The 16,447-nt window shown below is 62.8% G+C and carries 13 protein-coding genes; 7 read left to right on the top strand and 6 right to left on the bottom strand.

From position 1 onward, the window contains the following. Positions 1-81: 81 nt before the first annotated feature. Positions 82-912: a TetR/AcrR family transcriptional regulator gene (locus AB4Y44_RS10275; protein ID WP_368699429.1), complete on the top strand. Its 831-nt coding sequence runs from the start codon at positions 82-84 to the stop codon at positions 910-912. Positions 913-916: 4 nt separating this feature from the next. Here AB4Y44_RS10275 and AB4Y44_RS10270 read toward each other — a convergent pair whose 3' ends face one another. The 6 genes from AB4Y44_RS10270 to AB4Y44_RS10245 all read right to left on the bottom strand — a co-directional run bounded on the left by AB4Y44_RS10270 (position 917) and on the right by AB4Y44_RS10245 (position 9,326). Continuing rightward, positions 917-2,146 (bottom strand): porin, encoded by a 1,230-nt coding sequence (locus tag AB4Y44_RS10270; RefSeq protein WP_368699428.1) that lies wholly within the window; start codon positions 2,144-2,146, stop codon positions 917-919. A 353-nt stretch (positions 2,147-2,499) separates the two neighbouring features. Beyond that, the gene (locus AB4Y44_RS10265) at positions 2,500-3,705 is read right to left on the bottom strand and encodes an IS110 family transposase (protein ID WP_368699427.1); all 1,206 of its coding nucleotides are present in this window, start codon (positions 3,703-3,705) and stop codon (positions 2,500-2,502) included. Between the two features lie 615 nt (positions 3,706-4,320). Continuing rightward, complete coding sequence (locus AB4Y44_RS10260) at positions 4,321-5,475, bottom strand: IS110 family transposase (RefSeq protein ID WP_368699426.1); 1,155 nt, start codon at positions 5,473-5,475, stop codon at positions 4,321-4,323. Between the two features lie 600 nt (positions 5,476-6,075). Continuing rightward, positions 6,076-7,272 carry a methyl-accepting chemotaxis protein gene (locus AB4Y44_RS10255; RefSeq protein WP_368699425.1) on the bottom strand — a complete coding sequence of 399 codons (1,197 nt, stop codon included), beginning with the start codon at positions 7,270-7,272 and terminating at the stop codon, positions 6,076-6,078. A gap of 15 nt (positions 7,273-7,287) precedes the next feature. Further along, positions 7,288-8,412 (bottom strand): porin, encoded by a 1,125-nt coding sequence (locus AB4Y44_RS10250; protein WP_368699424.1) that lies wholly within the window; start codon positions 8,410-8,412, stop codon positions 7,288-7,290. Positions 8,413-8,600: 188 nt separating this feature from the next. Beyond that, positions 8,601-9,326 carry a GntR family transcriptional regulator gene (locus tag AB4Y44_RS10245; protein ID WP_368699423.1) on the bottom strand — a complete coding sequence of 242 codons (726 nt, stop codon included), beginning with the start codon at positions 9,324-9,326 and terminating at the stop codon, positions 8,601-8,603. A gap of 171 nt (positions 9,327-9,497) precedes the next feature. Here AB4Y44_RS10245 and AB4Y44_RS10240 point away from each other — a divergent pair, with 171 nt between their 5' ends. From AB4Y44_RS10240 to AB4Y44_RS10215, 6 genes are all read left to right on the top strand, one after another. Next, entirely contained in the window at positions 9,498-9,923 is a 426-nt protein-coding gene (locus tag AB4Y44_RS10240; protein ID WP_368699422.1) for a heme-binding protein, read from the top strand. 47 nt (positions 9,924-9,970) lie between these two features. Further along, the gene (locus AB4Y44_RS10235) at positions 9,971-10,966 is read left to right on the top strand and encodes an amidohydrolase family protein (protein ID WP_368699453.1); all 996 of its coding nucleotides are present in this window, start codon (positions 9,971-9,973) and stop codon (positions 10,964-10,966) included. Between the two features lies 1 nt (position 10,967). Beyond that, positions 10,968-11,888, top strand: a complete 921-nt coding sequence (locus AB4Y44_RS10230) for a VOC family protein (RefSeq protein ID WP_368699421.1) — start codon at positions 10,968-10,970, stop codon at positions 11,886-11,888. 52 nt (positions 11,889-11,940) lie between these two features. After that, positions 11,941-12,816, top strand: a complete 876-nt coding sequence (locus tag AB4Y44_RS10225; protein WP_368699420.1) for a fumarylacetoacetate hydrolase family protein — start codon at positions 11,941-11,943, stop codon at positions 12,814-12,816. Beyond that, on the top strand, positions 12,813-14,399 hold the full coding sequence (locus tag AB4Y44_RS10220) for a bifunctional 3-(3-hydroxy-phenyl)propionate/3-hydroxycinnamic acid hydroxylase (RefSeq protein ID WP_368699419.1): 1,587 nt from the start codon (positions 12,813-12,815) through the stop codon (positions 14,397-14,399). The genes AB4Y44_RS10225 and AB4Y44_RS10220 overlap by 4 nt, the downstream gene beginning before the upstream one ends. A gap of 111 nt (positions 14,400-14,510) precedes the next feature. Continuing rightward, on the top strand, positions 14,511-15,914 hold the full coding sequence (locus tag AB4Y44_RS10215) for an MFS transporter (protein ID WP_368699418.1): 1,404 nt from the start codon (positions 14,511-14,513) through the stop codon (positions 15,912-15,914). Positions 15,915-16,447: the final 533 nt, after the last annotated feature.

Below are 16,447 nucleotides of genomic sequence, written 5' to 3'. Positions count from 1 at the left end.
AGGTTAAGAATTAATTGAGATAGTGTCAATTAAAATTTGAAGGTACACTCTGGGTACTTACCCGAGCGACGACTGCCATCAATGACTGCACGTACCATCAGGAAGCTGGAAACCCCTGCGGAAGCGCCGCCGCGCAGGCGCGGTCGGCCGCCGAAAGCTGCCGCACCCATTGGTGCAGAATCCATGCTGTCGCGCAACGTCATCATCGATCGTGCGAGTGAAATGGCGAAGACGATGCCGCTCGACCAGATTTCGATGGTGCAACTGGCCAAGGAATTCGGTGTCGCACCGGGGCTTATCCACTACTACCTCGGCAGCCGCGATGACCTCATCTCCGGGGTTTTGAACGGCTATTACCGGCGGCGTCTCGAGGCGTTGCCGGCCCTGACGGGAGACTGGCGGCCTGACGTCGAGATCATTGCGCGCACGTCATTCTCGCTGGCGCGCGAAATGCCCGGCGTGAGCCTCTATGTCGCCTCACACAACCGTTTCCGACTCTTCCAGTCTGTGGCGCCGGGCGAAATCGACTACGGGATGGCGCTCTTCAATCACATCACCTCGGCATTTCTACAGGGCGGCTTTGCGGCCGATCGCGCAGCGCTCGCGTACCACCTGCTTGCGCAGTACCTGCTGTCGTCGAGCATTTCTGCTGCGGGCCGCCAGTCGCCGGCAGAACACTCGGGCTACCTTCGCGGCAAGTTCGACGAAGTTTCCGGCGATCGCTATCCCGCCGCGAAAATTGTCGGTGTGGCTTTCTCCCAGTTGAGCGCAGAGCAGGCTTTTGATGAGGGTTTGAAGTTGTTGCTCGATGGCTTTGTGAGCTGGCAGGTGCAGGGCGCGGCTGCACCCGCGGGCGTGAAGCAGCAGACGTCGCGCGCGCCCCGCAGGAATCGAGGAGCGAGCGCGGCCTGAAACGTTAGAACTTGTGGCGAATGCCGATGCGCACGCCAATCTGCTTGTCGGTTGTGGATGGGCTGAAACCGGCTATCGATGCGACGGCGGACTGACCGAGAGAGTCTGTTCCCATCGCGCGCTGCAGCGCCGTCAGGAGGTAAAGATCCGTGCGCTTGGACAGAAAATAATCGGCTGCGAGATCAAGTTGCAGGTATTTGGCGCCGTCGTCGCCCTTTACCGAGTTCCGGTGCGTGTAGTCGATGCCGCTTCCAAGTTGCAGGTATGGCGTCACGTTGTATCGTACGTTGAAGTCAAAACTGGTGAACACGGCGTTGCCACTGTAGCCGAGTGGATTGGGGCCCGACGACGAGCCAAGATGGTCGAAGCGCGTGTTGGTTGCGACAAACGAAAACGCAGCGCCGCCAAGCGTGTACGAGGCGCCAGCACCGATGATTTCGAGCGTCTTCGCCGACGCATAGCCCGCGTAGACCGGGTACGACTGCGCGCTCGTGGCGCTGCCGGCCGAACCGATGTTGTTTGCCGTTGCCGTCCCCTTGTTCGGGGTATTTCCGTAGAACGAGACATTCGGGTCGCGCGCGTTCAGGTAGCCTGCGCCGAATGAAAAAGATCCGCCAGTGTAGCCTGCGCCGAGAGACCAGATCTGGTTTTGCGTAACGTTACCCGCGACGCCGCCGAGGCTGTACAGTGCTCCAGCGCTGAAGCCGCCGAATTTGGCCGTGGTGATCTTGACAGCGTTGTTGATCCGGTTCGTGTTGGTCAGGTTATCGAGATCGTCCGGGTGGGCGCCCATGTAACCGGCCCACGATCCCGACGCGGAAAATGGCTGCACGAAATCGATGAGCGAATCGTATTGGCGGCCTAGCGTGACTCTGCCTAGCGGATTGGACAGGCCGATATAAGCCTGGCGGCCGAATTCAGCGCCGCCTTGAGCCAGCGCGCCGCTATTGGCAAGGAAGCCGTTTTCCAGAACGAATATCGTACTCAGCCCGCCACCGAGGTCCTCTGAGCCGCGCAGGCCCCAACGGCTGCCGCTAAGTCCGGTCGCGTGAGCGTCTGTCAAGGCGAACTGTGAGCCACCGATCGGCTTTCCGCCTACGACACGCGTCTGTGCACTATTCGTATACGTCAAGCCGATGTCGACAATTCCATAGAGCGTCACCGAACTCTGCGCGTATGCCGGCGCGGCAAGAATGGCAGTAAAGGAACAAAGCGCTGCGTGTCTCCGAAGCATGCTGCATCTCCACATAAGTAGTTGTACGAATTGTTGTTGTCTTGAGTGCCATCTACTCGCGCTGCCACTTTGGCTTATTTGAGATGGAATCAATTATGTAGCAGAAATCTAGCATAATTGAGATCCATGTCAATAATTCATGGGTTGTCCGGGCTACATCGTTTACCCCGGTATCCGAGGGACTCCGCTGTGCTTAAGCCTCGGGGCCCAGAAGGGCAAGGCAGCGTTGCATTGGCCGCACTCGTTCGTTGGAGGCTAGAGAAAGGGGGGCAACCGCAGGCATTCGAAACCGCGACAATGGCGGCCTTATAGGCGGCCGTGACCTGCGGCAGGGGGTGCCCCTATGTGGTTCGTCAAGCGCTAGGGGCTGACTTGGGTTCGTAAAAGGTGCCGTCTCGCAGCATGGCAAACAGGACGTCGCAGCGTCGCCGTGCCAGTGCGATGAGCGCCTGGTTATGTCGCTTGCCCTGCTGGACCTTGCGTGCGTAGTAAGCCCGTGAGATGGGGTCTCTCAAGGCCGCGAAGGCCGATAGAAACAAGGCGCGTTTGAGCACCTTGTTGCCGCGCCTGGACGGATGCTCGCCACGGATAGATGAGCCCGAGCGCCGAGTAACTGGTGCGAGGCCAGCGTAGGCCGCTAGGTGACCTGCCGAAGCGAATGCTTTGTGCGCGACTTCGGTGAGGAGTCTAGCGGCGGTCCTGACGCCGACTCCCGGCATGCTGGTCAGGACCGGCCAAAGAGGGTGAGCAAGCACCAGCCGTTCCACTTCGGTGGCGATTTCGTCGCGCTGCTTGCGTAAGGCGGCAAGTTGCTGAGCCAGGCGCGGCATGACGATGGTGGCGGCTTGCGTGCCGGGCACGATCACGGCCTGTTCGCGCAGCGCTTGAACGATTTCGGCGGCCAATCCTTTGCCCATGCGCGGCGCGAGTTTGGTCAGGCGGTTGGCGAGTGTCTTCTCGCTGATCGCTGCAAGTGCGGCTGGAGACGGATAGCGCTCGAGTAGATCAAGCACGGCGGGATGGTCGAGGCGCGGTCCGAGAACGCGCTCAAGTGCGGGATGAATCTGGGTGAGCAGGCCGCGAATGCGGTTGCTGGTTTGTGTAATTTGAGCGGCGAGATCGTCGTCGAAGCCGCAGAGCATGGTCAGCTCGGCGAGCGGCTCATCAGCTAACCGAAGCGAGCGCAGTGTATGCGGCATCGAGCGGGCGGCCTCGGCGATGATTGCGGCGTCGCGGGCGTCTGTCTTGGCTTCACCGGCATGCAGGTCGGCAATGCGGCGCATCGCCAGTCCGGGCAGATAGGCAACCAGAACGCCTTCATCGCGCGCGACGGCCACCGGTAATGCGCCAATGGTGGAGGGCTGGTCGACAACGAAGAGAAGGCGGCCATGTACCTTGAGTTCGGCGTTGAGGGCGCGCAGTTTGGTCTCGTCGTTGGGGAGCGCCTTGTTGTACAGGCGCTTGCCATTCCGACCCAGTGCTACTGCGTGATGCTGGCCTTTACCGACGTCGACACCAATGAAGACATCGACGGCGTCATGTTGTTGTGTTTCTTGCATCGAAGTTTGTGCAGATTGAACGGATTGGCCTGCAACAACGGTGGCAAGTCTCGGCATCCACGTTACGGACGGCCTTGGAATATCCCAGCCGAGCCCCTTCTATGAGCAGAGAGTTGTCAAGGGCTTTCGCAAACTGATGCACCGATGCGGTTTGCGGACGCCATGAACTGATCTCCAAGAGTTATCCATGGCCGGTCGGTGGGGCGCCTGTCTCGACCACGACGCCGACCGGCGGTGGATAACTCTTCTCATTTTGAGGCCGGTTTCTTCTTACATCGATTGTGGCTCGTCAGCGTACAAGCGCATTTCGCACCTAGTATTCCAGTGGATTTCTGCCGCCCGTCAACCATGACCGCGATCTGTTCTACATCCTGGTCTGAAGCCGATCGTCGCGCCCGTGAGACTCCAACGTCTCACCGCCTTCTATCCGCTGGCACCCTTGCCAGCCTTATCCTGTATGCGCGTTACGCTGGATTTTCTATTCAGGAGCATGCCCAATCTATTGAATCGGTTACGTCGGTAACCCAGGGGCTCGACGGGCATGTTCACTCCAAACCGGTATCTGGAAAGTGCTGCTGGGCGGAACCTTGTCTCCTTTCCTGCAAACCTGAGGAATTAAGCTGACTTCAGGTGTGCGCCTTCGGGAATGACGCCGTCTTTCAAATAGCGCCAAAGCGCGATCGCGAGGCGCCGTGCGACTCCGACGATGGCAATCCGCCGGGCTCGACGGTTCGGGCCCGTGCCCTGTGTACGCTCGTTGAACCACTTCGCAAGCGTGCTATCGGGTTGGTGGCGTAGCCAGGACCAGCCTATCTCGATCAGTAACGCGCGGACCCGACCGTTACCTTGTTTGCTAGTGCCTTGGTCGGCTTGGCTTTGACCGCTATCGAACGGCTGTGGCACGAGTCCAACGCACGCTCCCACTTGGCGCCGGTTGCTAAATTTGCGCCAGAATAGTTCTAGCGCGAGACGAGATGCGCCCACTTCGCCGATGCCTCTGAGGCGCGCAAGCGCATCGCTTCGCTCGCGTACGGCGGCGGGCAGGCTGGCTTGGCGCGTCTTCTCGAGAAGTGCCAGTTGCTGTTCGGCTAGTCCAAGCCGATCGCACTCGTGCGTCAGCCGTTGGTGCAGCTCTGCAGGCAACGGCGTGCCGTCGTGGCACTTCACTTCGCCGCGTGCGAGCCGGCTGACAAAGCGCTTCTGCCCGACGTCCTCCCAGCAGCCCAGCGTGGCCAATAGTTTGCGCATCCGGTCGCGGTGTTGCAGCACCTCTTTCTGCAGCTGGGCCCGATCACGCATCAGATGGCGCGACGCTTCGTCTTGCGGCGACGGCACGCGGATTACACGCATCCGATCGCGTTCGCCGTGCAGCCACGCGCGCAGGTTGATGACCAGCATAATGGCGTCGAGCCGGTCGGTCTTTGCGCGCCGCTTGTGCCGTTCGACCGGAATGCTTGCCGGATCAATGACGTAGCACTTAATGCGTTGTGCTTGCAGCGCACGATGAATCCAGAACGCATCCTGACCAGCTTCGTAGCTGACGACGACGCGCACGTCATCTGGGAGCGCCCACTCCACTTTGTGCCGCCTGACCAGTTCGAGCACGGCTTGCAGGCGGGTCGCGGCATCGGGTTGGGTCACGGTATGCACTGCTGGCCGATTGCGCCGCCCGTCGTGCAGCGCGACCTTCCATTTGGCGGCCGCAAGCTCAAGTGACACCGCTAGTACAAGTGGCTCGGTACTCGTCGTATATGCCGGATTTGCATGCATGATGCTCTCCTGTCCGCTGGGGGCGACGCGCTGATTTTAGGCCCAGCGGTTCGTCGGGACCCCGTACGCTTCATAGGATCTATTAGCGATCACCAGCCACCCACCAGACCCGGTGACAACACCCCCCGGATCATGACTGCGACTGGGGGCGAGAATCATGCCGGGCCTGGCTGGCCAAAGCCTCGATTATCGAGGCGGGAAGATAGTAACGGGGGGTGCTGCTCTCGAAGGCAGGCTGAAAGGTTGACTGTGGAGGCTGCCCCGGCTACCGGTCAGCGCGCGTCAACGGCACGAAGTTTTGGGTCTCGTGGCACGCGGGAGCGATGCTGTCGATCAAATTGCTACTGCAACGCGGGTTGATGCTGAATACGCGGGGATGTCGCGCGGTCGCGCGTTTTAGTCGGCCACGGCCACGCCGCACGGCACGCCTTTTGAGGCTCCGAGTCCTTTGGGCAATCTGAACAAACAGCATTTCCAATTCTTCGATGGAGTCCTCGTCATCGCGGCAATTGCGAAGCAGAAGCTCGATAGAGCTTTCGTTCACCGCGAGCGAAGCCCGATCCGTCGGCTGTACCTAATTGAGGCATTGAGCAATTCTGGTTAGCTGACGTCGAGCCTCCACGCGCCGACTGCGTTTGCAAGCGAGCGTGCGTGCCCATTGAGATCATCGGTCGTTTCAACGAGATGCTGCACCATCTGCGCGTTTTGTTGAGTGACAGAGTCGATCTCCTTGATGGCATCGTTCAGTTCCCGTACTCCATGGCTTTGTTCGCTCGCGGAACGGCTCATGTCGTCACTGAGTTCCACCACTTCGTGGGCGGCCGCGACGACTTCGTCCATGGCTGCGCCCACGTCGGCACACAGCTGCGCGCCGTGCTCGATCGTCGCTCGCGCGCTGGCAATCAACCCTTCGATTTCGCATGCCGCGCTGGCACTGCGCTGAGCGAGGCCGCGGACTTCGGAGGCAACCACCGCGAAGCCTTTGCCCTGATGGCCGGTGCGCGCAGCTTCAACCGCCGCATTGAGCGCGAGGATGTTGGTTTGGAATGCGAGATCGTTGACGACTGACACCACGGCGCTGATCTGCCGGGAGTCGTTCGCGATGGAGTCCATCGCGTCGATCACCGCGCGCACGCGCGTGCGGCTCGCATTCGCGAGCTGCGACGCGTTTTCGGCCAGTCGGTTGGTCTGGGCCGCCACCTGTGCGCTGCGCTGTACGCCTTCGCTGATCTGTTGGGTCGTTGCCGCGGTCTGCTCGATGGCCGCCGCCTGCGACTCCGTGCCACTCGAAAGACGCAGGTTCTGGCTGGAGAGATGCGTTGCGCAGGCATCGACCGCGACGGCCTCGTGCGTGACGAGCGATAACGTCTTGACGAGTCCTTGCTGCATCTGTGCGAGCGCCGCGAAGAGCTTGCGCGCCTGGGTCGCGTCGTCGATGACGATCGTCTCGCGCAACTCACCCAGCGCGATGGCATTGACCGCGCGCATGGCGCCGTCGAGCGGATGAACGACTTTGCTGGTCAGCCACCGCCTTCCTGCGAACGCCACCATTACGCTGCCTATCGTCAGGATACCGATACAAACCAAAGCGATGTGTTCGAGTCGCTGCATGCTGGCAAGCGCCGCAACGAGTGCGCCGGCGCGCGGCTCTCGTGCCGCGATCAACGCGTCTAGCGCCAGTGCCGAGCAGAAGTAGGCGCAGGCCGCGCCAGTCGCGGCGATCGCCAGCGACATGGCGAGACCCGCGCCGACGACGAGGCTCAGCGCGGCGGGAATGCGGACGTTCTTCATCACCATCGTCGGCGTTCCAGGCTAGAACGCGTGGACGATGCCGAGAATTCCGGTCGTGATGTTCTTGCCCGCGGCAACGGCAATGCCGGGGCCCGCGGCGTCCGTCACGGTGAACGCGGTCGTGCCGTGATTGTGCACGCCCGCTACGCCGGCATAGAGGCGCGTGCGCTTCGAAAGTGGGTAGTCGTAGCGCAAGGCCCACGACGTGGCATGACCGTCGCCGCCCGACTTCAGGAAGTACTGGCCGAAGCTGGCAAGCAGCGAACCATTGCCGAGATGGCGAATGAGCGCGTTCACTTCGTAAAAGTCGTGGTTGGGCGTGGCGTAGGCGCTCGAGATCGACGTGCTCACGCCGGTCGCGTTGCGATGCATCTGATAGAGCGCCGCGGTCTTCACGATGCCGAAGTCGTACGAGGCGCCGATCAGGTAGTAGCGTCCCGTGCCGACCGGTGTCGTGGCGGTGAGCGTCGCCGTGTTGGCAAAGCGCTGCTGCAGATAGTCGACGTCGACGGAGAACTGGCCCGCCTTGAAGTTCACGCCTGCGGAAAGCGTGTCGCCAAGTGACGCCGGCACACCACTCGTTCCGTTTGCGCCGCGCGCATACAGCGCGCGCAGCGTGAAGCCCGCGAGTTCGTTCGAGGTGTAGCGGATCGAATTCGCGGTGCGGGCCACAGGCACGAACACGTAGTTGTTGGTGGCGTTACCCCAGGCAAGCGCATTGAGTTCGCCAATCGAGTAGGTCACATACGAGAGGAACAGCGGCGTGTAGTTGTTGCCCGCCTGGACCTGGCCGAACGGCCCGCGAATGCCGATCCATGCCTCGCGGTTGAAGAGCGTGTTGCTGCTCGCCAGCGCGCCCGAGTTCAGATTGAAGCCGTTTTCGAGCTTGAAGACTGCGCTATAGCCGCCGCCGAGATCCTCCTTGCCGAAGAGGCCCCAACGGTTCGGGGCGACGGAGCTCGACGCCTCGCGCACCACGGTGTTGCCTCCCGTGCGGGCGACCTGGATGGCGGTGTCGATGATGCCGTAGAGCGTGACGGACGATTGCGCGTAGGCTGCGGGCGCGGCGAGCGCGGCAGCAAGCGCAGCGATCGGTACAAGCGGGACACGCGCGGCAAGCGGAAAGGACGGCGCGAGCGGCTTCATGAAGTCTCCTGAACGGTGCCGTCGGGATGCGGCACTCTCTGAAAGCAGGAGTTTTGTGTACGGACTAGTCTGTCGTCAATAAAAATATACAAAACTATCGAAAACACCAGGTTGTGTATGTTGGCGGCACGGACGAGCGCAGCCGGGCCCCGGTGGGGGGCGACAGGCTGCACTGGAGGGGGAAAGGCTTAGCGGGAGGACGGCGGGAACAGGTCGGCGTCGGTGAGGATGATGTCCGCCGTCTGCTGGTAATGCGAGGTGAGAAGCTGGATGGCGTGGGCCGCGTCGCCCGCCACGACGGCGTCGAGAATTTCCTTGTGCTCGGCGCCTTCGTGGCGCTTGGGAAACACGCGCCGCACGGAGAGCTGGCGGTAGCGGTAAAGCTGGTCGGCCAGTTGCTCGCAGAAGTTGATGAGCCAGCGCGACTGGCAGCCGCCAATCAGCGCGCGGTGGAACTCGCGGTGGCGGCGCTCCCACTCGGGGTTTTCCTTGTATTCGCTCTCGCTGAGCGAGCGCGGTACTTTGGAAAGCCGATGATAGGCGAGCACCACGTCCTCTTCCCATTCGGTCGAACGGGTGGCGAAGGCTTCGCGCAGCGCGACTTCTTCAAGCCAGCAGCGCGTTTTGGTGATTTCGCGCAGGTCGCTTGCACTGATGCCGGCCACGGCGAAACCGCGCTGGTCGCGGCGCTCGACGAGGCCGTCGGAGGTGAGCCGGTTCAGCGCCTCGCGCACGGGCGTCTGGCCCGCCTGGTAGTGGTCGCAAAGGAACTCGATCTGGAGCTTGCGCCCCGGTTCGAGCTTGCCGTCGAGCAGATCGGCGCGGATGCGGTCATACAGGTTCGTTGCCAGGGTCGCGACGCTCGCGCCCCCCGTGCCTGCGGGCGCAGCTGGGTTAGCCACGATGCGGGACAAGTCACACCTCATTAGGATTCAATCTGGGATGAAGTATATCTGATTTGGGCGGCTACACTTCGGTCTGGCCGCGATTCGGGGTTTTCCCTCAACAAATACACAAAAAGTTAGACTATGTTGTTTTGTATATATTATGATCACCAACAGATCAAATCCTGACTGGAGAGGCACTTGGAATCATTGACGCTGGATCAGGCGAAGCGCGCCGTTGATACGGCGCTCGCTGCGGCGCGCCGCGAGAGCTTCAAGCCGATGGCGGTCGTCGTGCTCGACGAAGCCGGACAGGTGAAGTACGTGGCGCGCGAAGACGGCGCCACTGCACTGCGTGTGGAGATCGCGCACGGCAAGGCCGCCGCGGCGTTCGGCATGGGCGTCGCCTCTCGCACGCTGCATGAGCGCGCCAGTGCCAACCCGGTGTTCTTTGGCGCCATCGCACCGGCCGCGGGCGGCAAGTTCATCCCGCAGACCGGCGCGGTCGTGATCGTTTCCACAACCGGCCAGGTGCTTGGCGCGATTGGCGCGAGTGGTGGCACCGGCGATGAGGACGAGGCCATCTGCATCGAAGGTCTGCGCAACGCAGGCCTCTCGCACCGGTAAGGCGGTTCCTCGCAACGCAACCTACCTACCGCTGCGCGTGTCATGGCATCGATGTTCACGCGCATATCGTGCCCGCGGAGTTTCCGCGCTATCTGGGCGCGAAGGCGCCGGGCGACTGGCCTTCCATGCGCGAGGCGCACGCTTGCCATCGCCATGTGGTGATCGACGAGAAGATCTATCGCACGGTCTCCGACCTGTGCTGGGACACGGAAAAGCGTCTCGCCGACATGGACACGCAGAGCGTGGCGATCCAGGCGATCTCGCCGATGCCCGAATTGCTGTCGTACTGGATGGACGCGCCCGACGCGCTGCCGCTGCTGCAATACCTCAACGACACAATCGCGCAGATGACCGACGCGAGCGCGGGTCGCATGGTCGGGCTTGGCGCCGTGCCGCTGCAAGACGTGGATATGGCGATTCGCGAGCTCGAGCGCCTGATGGCCACGCCGGGCTTCGCGGGTGTCGAGATCGGCAGCAACATCAATGGCGCGCCCATTGGCGCGGCGCAGTTCGATGCCTTCTTCGAAGCAGCCGCGGCGCTCGGTGCAGCCGTATTCGTGCATGCGCTGCGCCCCGCAGGCAAGGAACGGCTCGTGGGTCCCGCGCAGCTCGTGCAGGCGCTGGCGTTTCCCACCGACGTGGGCCTAGCCGCCGCTTCGGCCATTACGTCGAATCTGATCGTCAACCATCCGAATCTTCGCATTGCGTTCAGCCATGGCGGCGGCACGCTTGCTTCGCTGCTGCCGCGCCTCGAAAAAGCCAGCCGCGTGTTCGAACCGCTGCGCGAGACGCTGCAGCAAAGCGCGCACGAGCAGGCCCGCCGCCTCTGGTACGACTCGCTGGTGTTCGACCCGGCCACGCTGCGCCATCTCGTCGATACCTTCGGCGACACGCGCATCATGCTGGGCACCGATTACCCGTTCGCGTTCCGCGAGCGCGACCCTGTGGGCGGCGTCGAAGCGCTCGGCCTCGACGCGGCCGCAACCGAACGGCTCATCTATCGCAACGCCCGGGAATTCCTGGGCATCAGGAATGGAGCATGACATGACGCAGTGCCTCGTAACGGGCCTCAGAGGCATCGAGATCGGTGTGCCGGATCTCGAACTCGCCGCGCGTTTCTATGCAGAGACGTGGCACCTGAAGGAACTCACGCGCCGCCCGGAGAAAGTGTATTTCCGTGGCACGGGCGCAGCGCATCACATCCTCACGCTCACGCAGAGCGAGCACGCGGACGTCCGCGCCATTGAATTCGATGTGGCCGAAATCGCGCATCTCGACACGATCGCGCGTGCGGTCGAGGCGCACGGCGGCACGGTGCTGAGCGGCCCGGTCCCCACGACCATGCCGGGTGCGGGCACGCTGCTCGAAGTGCTGGACCCGCAGGGGCGGACGCTGCGGTTCATTGCAGGCGGGCGCAGCCACGCGGTCACCGAGCCGGTGAAGGACCACCCGATCAAGATCACGCACGTCGTGCTCAACAGCGAGAACGTCGCGGTGGCGCAGGCTTTCTTCGAGCAGGCGTTGGGCTTCAGGCTTTCGGACCGCACGCGCATCATGGCCTTCATGCGTTGCGGCAGCGACCACCACAGCATTGCGCTGGCCGACGCGCAGGAGAACAGCCTCAATCACATCGCCTTCGTGATGCCGGACCTCGATTCGGTGATGCGCGGCGGCGGGCGCATGAACGACGCGGGCTATCCGATCGAGTGGGGCGTGGGCCGCCACGGTCCGGGTAACAATGTGTTCGCCTACTTTCTGGGGCCGTTCAATTTCGTCATCGAATACACCGCCGAAGTGCAGCAAGTGGACGAGACCTATCGCACGGGCGGCCCCGACGACTGGAAATGGCCGCCGGGACGCATCGACCAGTGGGGTGTGGGACGCAACCCCTCGGAGCGGATGAAGGCTGCGCAAAAGAACATCTTCTTTCGTGCGCCGGAAACTTCAACAACCGAACCGCATTGATCCTTATAAATATCGCATAACGAATCAATTTTTCTCAAAAAGACAAGATATCATGAAACTGGTTACCTTCCGATCGGGCGAGACGACGCGCCTTGGCGTTATCGACGGCGACGACGTCGTCGACCTCAACAAGGCGGACGCTTCGGTCCCCGCCGATCTGCGCGCGGCGCTCAAGGCCGGCGTCGACCTGAACGCCGCGGCCCAGCGCGCCATCGCAAGCGGCGAGCATCGTGCGCCGTATGCGTCGCTCAAGCTCGCGCCCGTGGTGCCGGAACCGGGCAAGATCGTGTGCCTCGGCCACAACTTCTACGATCACGCCAAGGAAGGCGGCAATCTCAAGCCGGTTTATCCGCTCATCTTCTTCCGTGGCGCAACTTCGCTGATCGCACACGAAGACCCGGTGATCCGCCCGCGCATTTCGGAAAAGCTCGACTACGAAGCGGAACTCATGATCGTGATCGGCAAGCGTGTGCGTCATGTGAAGCGCGAGAATGCGCTCGACTACGTGTATGGCTATGCATGCTTCAACGACGTTTCCGTGCGCGACTATCAGAAGCGCACGTCGCAATGGACAATCGGCAAGAACTTCGACGGCACGGGCGCCTTCGGGCCGTGGCTTGTGACCGCCGACGACCTGCCGCCGGGCGCGGAAGGCCTCAAGCTGCGCCTCATCCTTAACGGCCAGGTCATGCAGCAGGCCAGCACGACCGACATGATCTGGGGCGTGGCGGAAACCATCGAGCTGCTGAGCGAATGCATGACGCTCGAACCCGGCGACGTAGTCGCGATGGGCACGCCTGCCGGCGTGGGCTGGGCGCGCGATCCTTCCGTGTGGCTCAAGCACGGCGACCGTGTGGAAGTGGACATCGAACGCGTGGGCCGTCTGCAGAACACGGTGCAGGACGAGCAGAACGAAGCGGGCGCATGACGATGGAACGTACCAACCATTACGAGGTGGTCGTGGTCGGCTTCGGGCCGTCCGGCGCGGTGGCAGCGGGTCTGCTCGGCCAGCGCGGCCGCAAGGTGCTGTGCGTGGACCGCGCGCGCGAAGTCTATGACAAGCCCCGTGCGATCGCCGTCGACCATGAAATCATGCGCGTGTTCCAGGGGCTCGGTGTTGTCGAGCGCATAACGGAGCACGTGGCCGTGTTCCCGCCTTCCGAATACTACGGCGTGGACGGTCAGCTCATCAAGCGTATCGACACGGTGGGGCAGCCCTGGCCGCTCGGCTACATGCCGACGATGGTGTTCACGCAGCCGCCCGTGGAGGCCGCGCTGCGCGAGCACGCACGCGCTTACGAATCCGTTGAAATTGCGCTGGGCACGGAACTCGTGAGCTTCGAGGAAACCGCGCAGAACGTGACGGTTCATCTCAGGGACGACACCGGCGCCACGCGCACCGTGACCTGCGACTACCTTATCGGCTGCGACGGCGCATCGAGCACGGTGCGCACGCAACTGGGCATCGAGTACGAAGACCTCGTGTTCGACGAGCCCTGGCTCGTGGTGGACGTGCGCGTGAACGAGCGCGGCATGGAAAAGCTGCCGAAGGTCGCGATCCAGTACTGCGAACCTTCGCGACCCTGCACGTATATCGTCGGGCCGGGCGGGCATCGCCGCTGGGAAATCATGCTGATGCCCGGCGAAGACCCGCGCGAAATGCAGGCCGACGCGCAGGTGTGGAAGCTGCTCTCGCGCTGGCTCACGCGCGAGGACGGCGAACTGTGGCGCGCGGCAAGCTATCGGTTCCACGCACTCGTTGCGAAGCAATGGCGCCGTGGACGCGTGTTCATCGGTGGCGACGCCGCGCACCAGCAGCCGCCTTTCATCGGCCAGGGCATGTGTCAGGGCATTCGCGACGTGGTGAACCTCGTGTGGAAGCTCGACGCCGTGATGGCGGGCAGCGCACAGTCCGAGCTGCTCGACAGCTACCAGGCCGAACGCAGCCTGCACGTGCGCCAGCTCACCACGCGTATCAAGGAGATCGGCAAGCTGATCTGCGAACGCGATGTGGCCGCCGCGCGCGAACGCGATGCGCGGCTGCTGCGCGAAGCGGGCGGCGAAGTGAAGACGATCGCGCGCCAGGACATCGTGCCGAAGCTTGACGCGGGGTTGCTCTCGCATGCCACGCACGCGGCCAACGGAACGTTGTTCCCGCAACCACGCGTGCAGCACGCCGACGATGCCGCGTTGCTCGACGTCGTCGCGGGCAGCAACTGGCGCGTCGTGACGCTGGGCGGCGAGCCGCTGTCGAGCGACGCGCAGCAGGCGGCGGCCCGCATCGGCGCGCAGATTGTCGAGCTTGCCCCGGACGGCGATGTCCACCATGCGGCGGTGCTGCCCGACACGCGCAGGGTCGCGGAGATCGACGGCGTGCTCGCCGCCTGGTTCGAGCGCAACGGCTGCCGAGCGGCGATCGTGCGTCCGGACCACTACGTGTACGGCGTCGCAAGCGATGCGGCGGGTCTCGCTGACTCACTTGCGAAGCTCGACGTCGCGCTGCACGGCTAACGCTCGCGAACAGACCGTGAACAACGGCCTGTTCAAAAGCTCTTTCAGCCCGCGATCAGACCGCCAGGAAAAGGCGGCACGGGTACGTAACCCAACCATACGGAGACAACCTTGGCAACACCGATCAATGTCAGGGAGGAGCTAGCGCAGGCGCGCATCGGCGGCTTCCATCTGCGATTTGCCGTACTCGTCGCGTTCATCATGTTTTTCGACGGCTATGATCTGTTCAACGCCGCCTATGTGATTCCCCTCGTGCGACACCAGTGGCAGCCGTCGCCGGAAATGATCGGCATCATGCTCTCGAGCGGCATTGTCGGGCTGTCGATCGGCTCGGTGCTCCAGGGCTTGATCGCGGATCGTATCGGCCGGCGCAAGGTGATGCTCGGCGCGCTCTGGACGCTCACGCTGTCGAGCGGCCTGCTTGCCACGGTCGTCCACTCTGCGACGAGCTTCGCGCTCGCGCGCCTCCTGATGGGCACGGCGCTCGGCATGGTCACGCCGCTCGCGCTCACCTGCATCAACGAGTGGGCGCCGCGCCGCAACGCGAACACCTTCGCCACATGGGTCTTTCAGTTCGGGTTCTCGGCGGGCGGTATTTTCGCGGGTATCGCCGGGCTCACGCTCACGCCGCATCTCGGTTGGCAATCGCTCTATTTCGTCGGTGTGCTGTCCGCGCTGGTGGCGGCCGCCGCAACGAAGTGGCTGCCGGAATCGGCGCAGTATCTCGCGCTGCGCGGCCGTAACGACGAGGTGCTCGCGCTGCTGAAAGCCGCCCGCCCCGAGCGCGAATCCGACTACCGTGAAGGGCATATCCTGCCGATGCGGCCGGCTTCGCGAGCGGGTTCGGTGCGCGATCTGCTTTCGCCGGAGTACCGGCGCAACACGCTGGTTCACTGGGTCGCGGGCGCGCTAAGCCTCTTTTGCATCCACGGTCTCACCGGCTGGCTGCCGACCATGGTGGTGAACAAGGGCGGTGGCGTGTCGTCGGCGTTTGGGTATGGCACGGTGGTCATGGTCGCTTCGGTGTTCGGTGGCATCTCCATGGGCTGGCTCGCCGACCGCATGCATAGCCGTATTCGCGCGATGATCGTCGGCTATATCGTCGCGGCGTTCTTCATGGCGGCGCTTGCCGTTACGCTCGGCAAGGATGGCTCGATGGTACTGATCGCCTGCGTGGGCTTTTTCATCTTCGGTGCGCAGGCGATCATGAACAACTATCAGGCCATGTGCTACCGCACGGAAATCCGCGGGACCGGCATGGGCGTCGCGGTCGGGTTGAACCGGATTGGCGGCATACTCGGGCCTGTTATCGTGGGTATCGTCGCTTCCATCAATCCTGATCCGGTGTGGACGTTCGCGGTGTTCACGGCTGCCCTGATCCTGGCTGCGGGCGTCATCGCGCTGGGCAGAACGGAAATCGCAGCATTGCCGGGATCGCCGCGGAACGCCGTGAGTGCGCAGGACGACGAGGCGCTGGCCTCGAACGCGCGGCACGATCCCGGCGTGGCGGGCTGAGCGCCGAAGACGGAGCGGCCACATCGTTTCGGATACCAGGGCCGCCCAACGAGGCGGCCTTCTGCATCGAGACGCGTGCGATGCGCCCGAAGAGGGGTATTCGTGCCTTTCGTGCAATTTCTGGCGGTCCTGCGGAAAAAATCGTTATAAATCAGCGCCTTGAATTCCTTCTTGTCCTGCCTCGCTGACTTGCCAGTAAAGCCCCGTCGTGTGGGGCGTCAGAGGACGCAAGCGCCAGAAATTGCACGAAAGGTACGAATACCCCCTAAAGAGCGATCGGTGACAGTGTGTGCGAATGGTGCAAAGTCGAATGTTCGCGTGGGCACCATTTTCCGCCTTGCCGACGGGATCAAGGCACAAGCGAAAACGAAACCTGGTTCGCGATGGGCGGTTCTGACTCAAACGTGCATGTCGAGGATGAAGCCATTCCTAAGCTGGATGGAGCGTCGCAGGGAAACGTCAAATGATGCGGTATGAGTAGGGCAAGCGCTACTCTGATTTGCGAACGTTTAATTCGATTCCCCGGGAGCGAG

It is taken from the genome of Paraburkholderia sp. BR10937, assembly GCF_040965695.1.
Lineage (GTDB): Bacteria > Pseudomonadota > Gammaproteobacteria > Burkholderiales > Burkholderiaceae > Paraburkholderia.
Note: the sequence above shows the minus strand (reverse complement) of the source record. Positions and strands in the feature narration are given on the sequence as shown.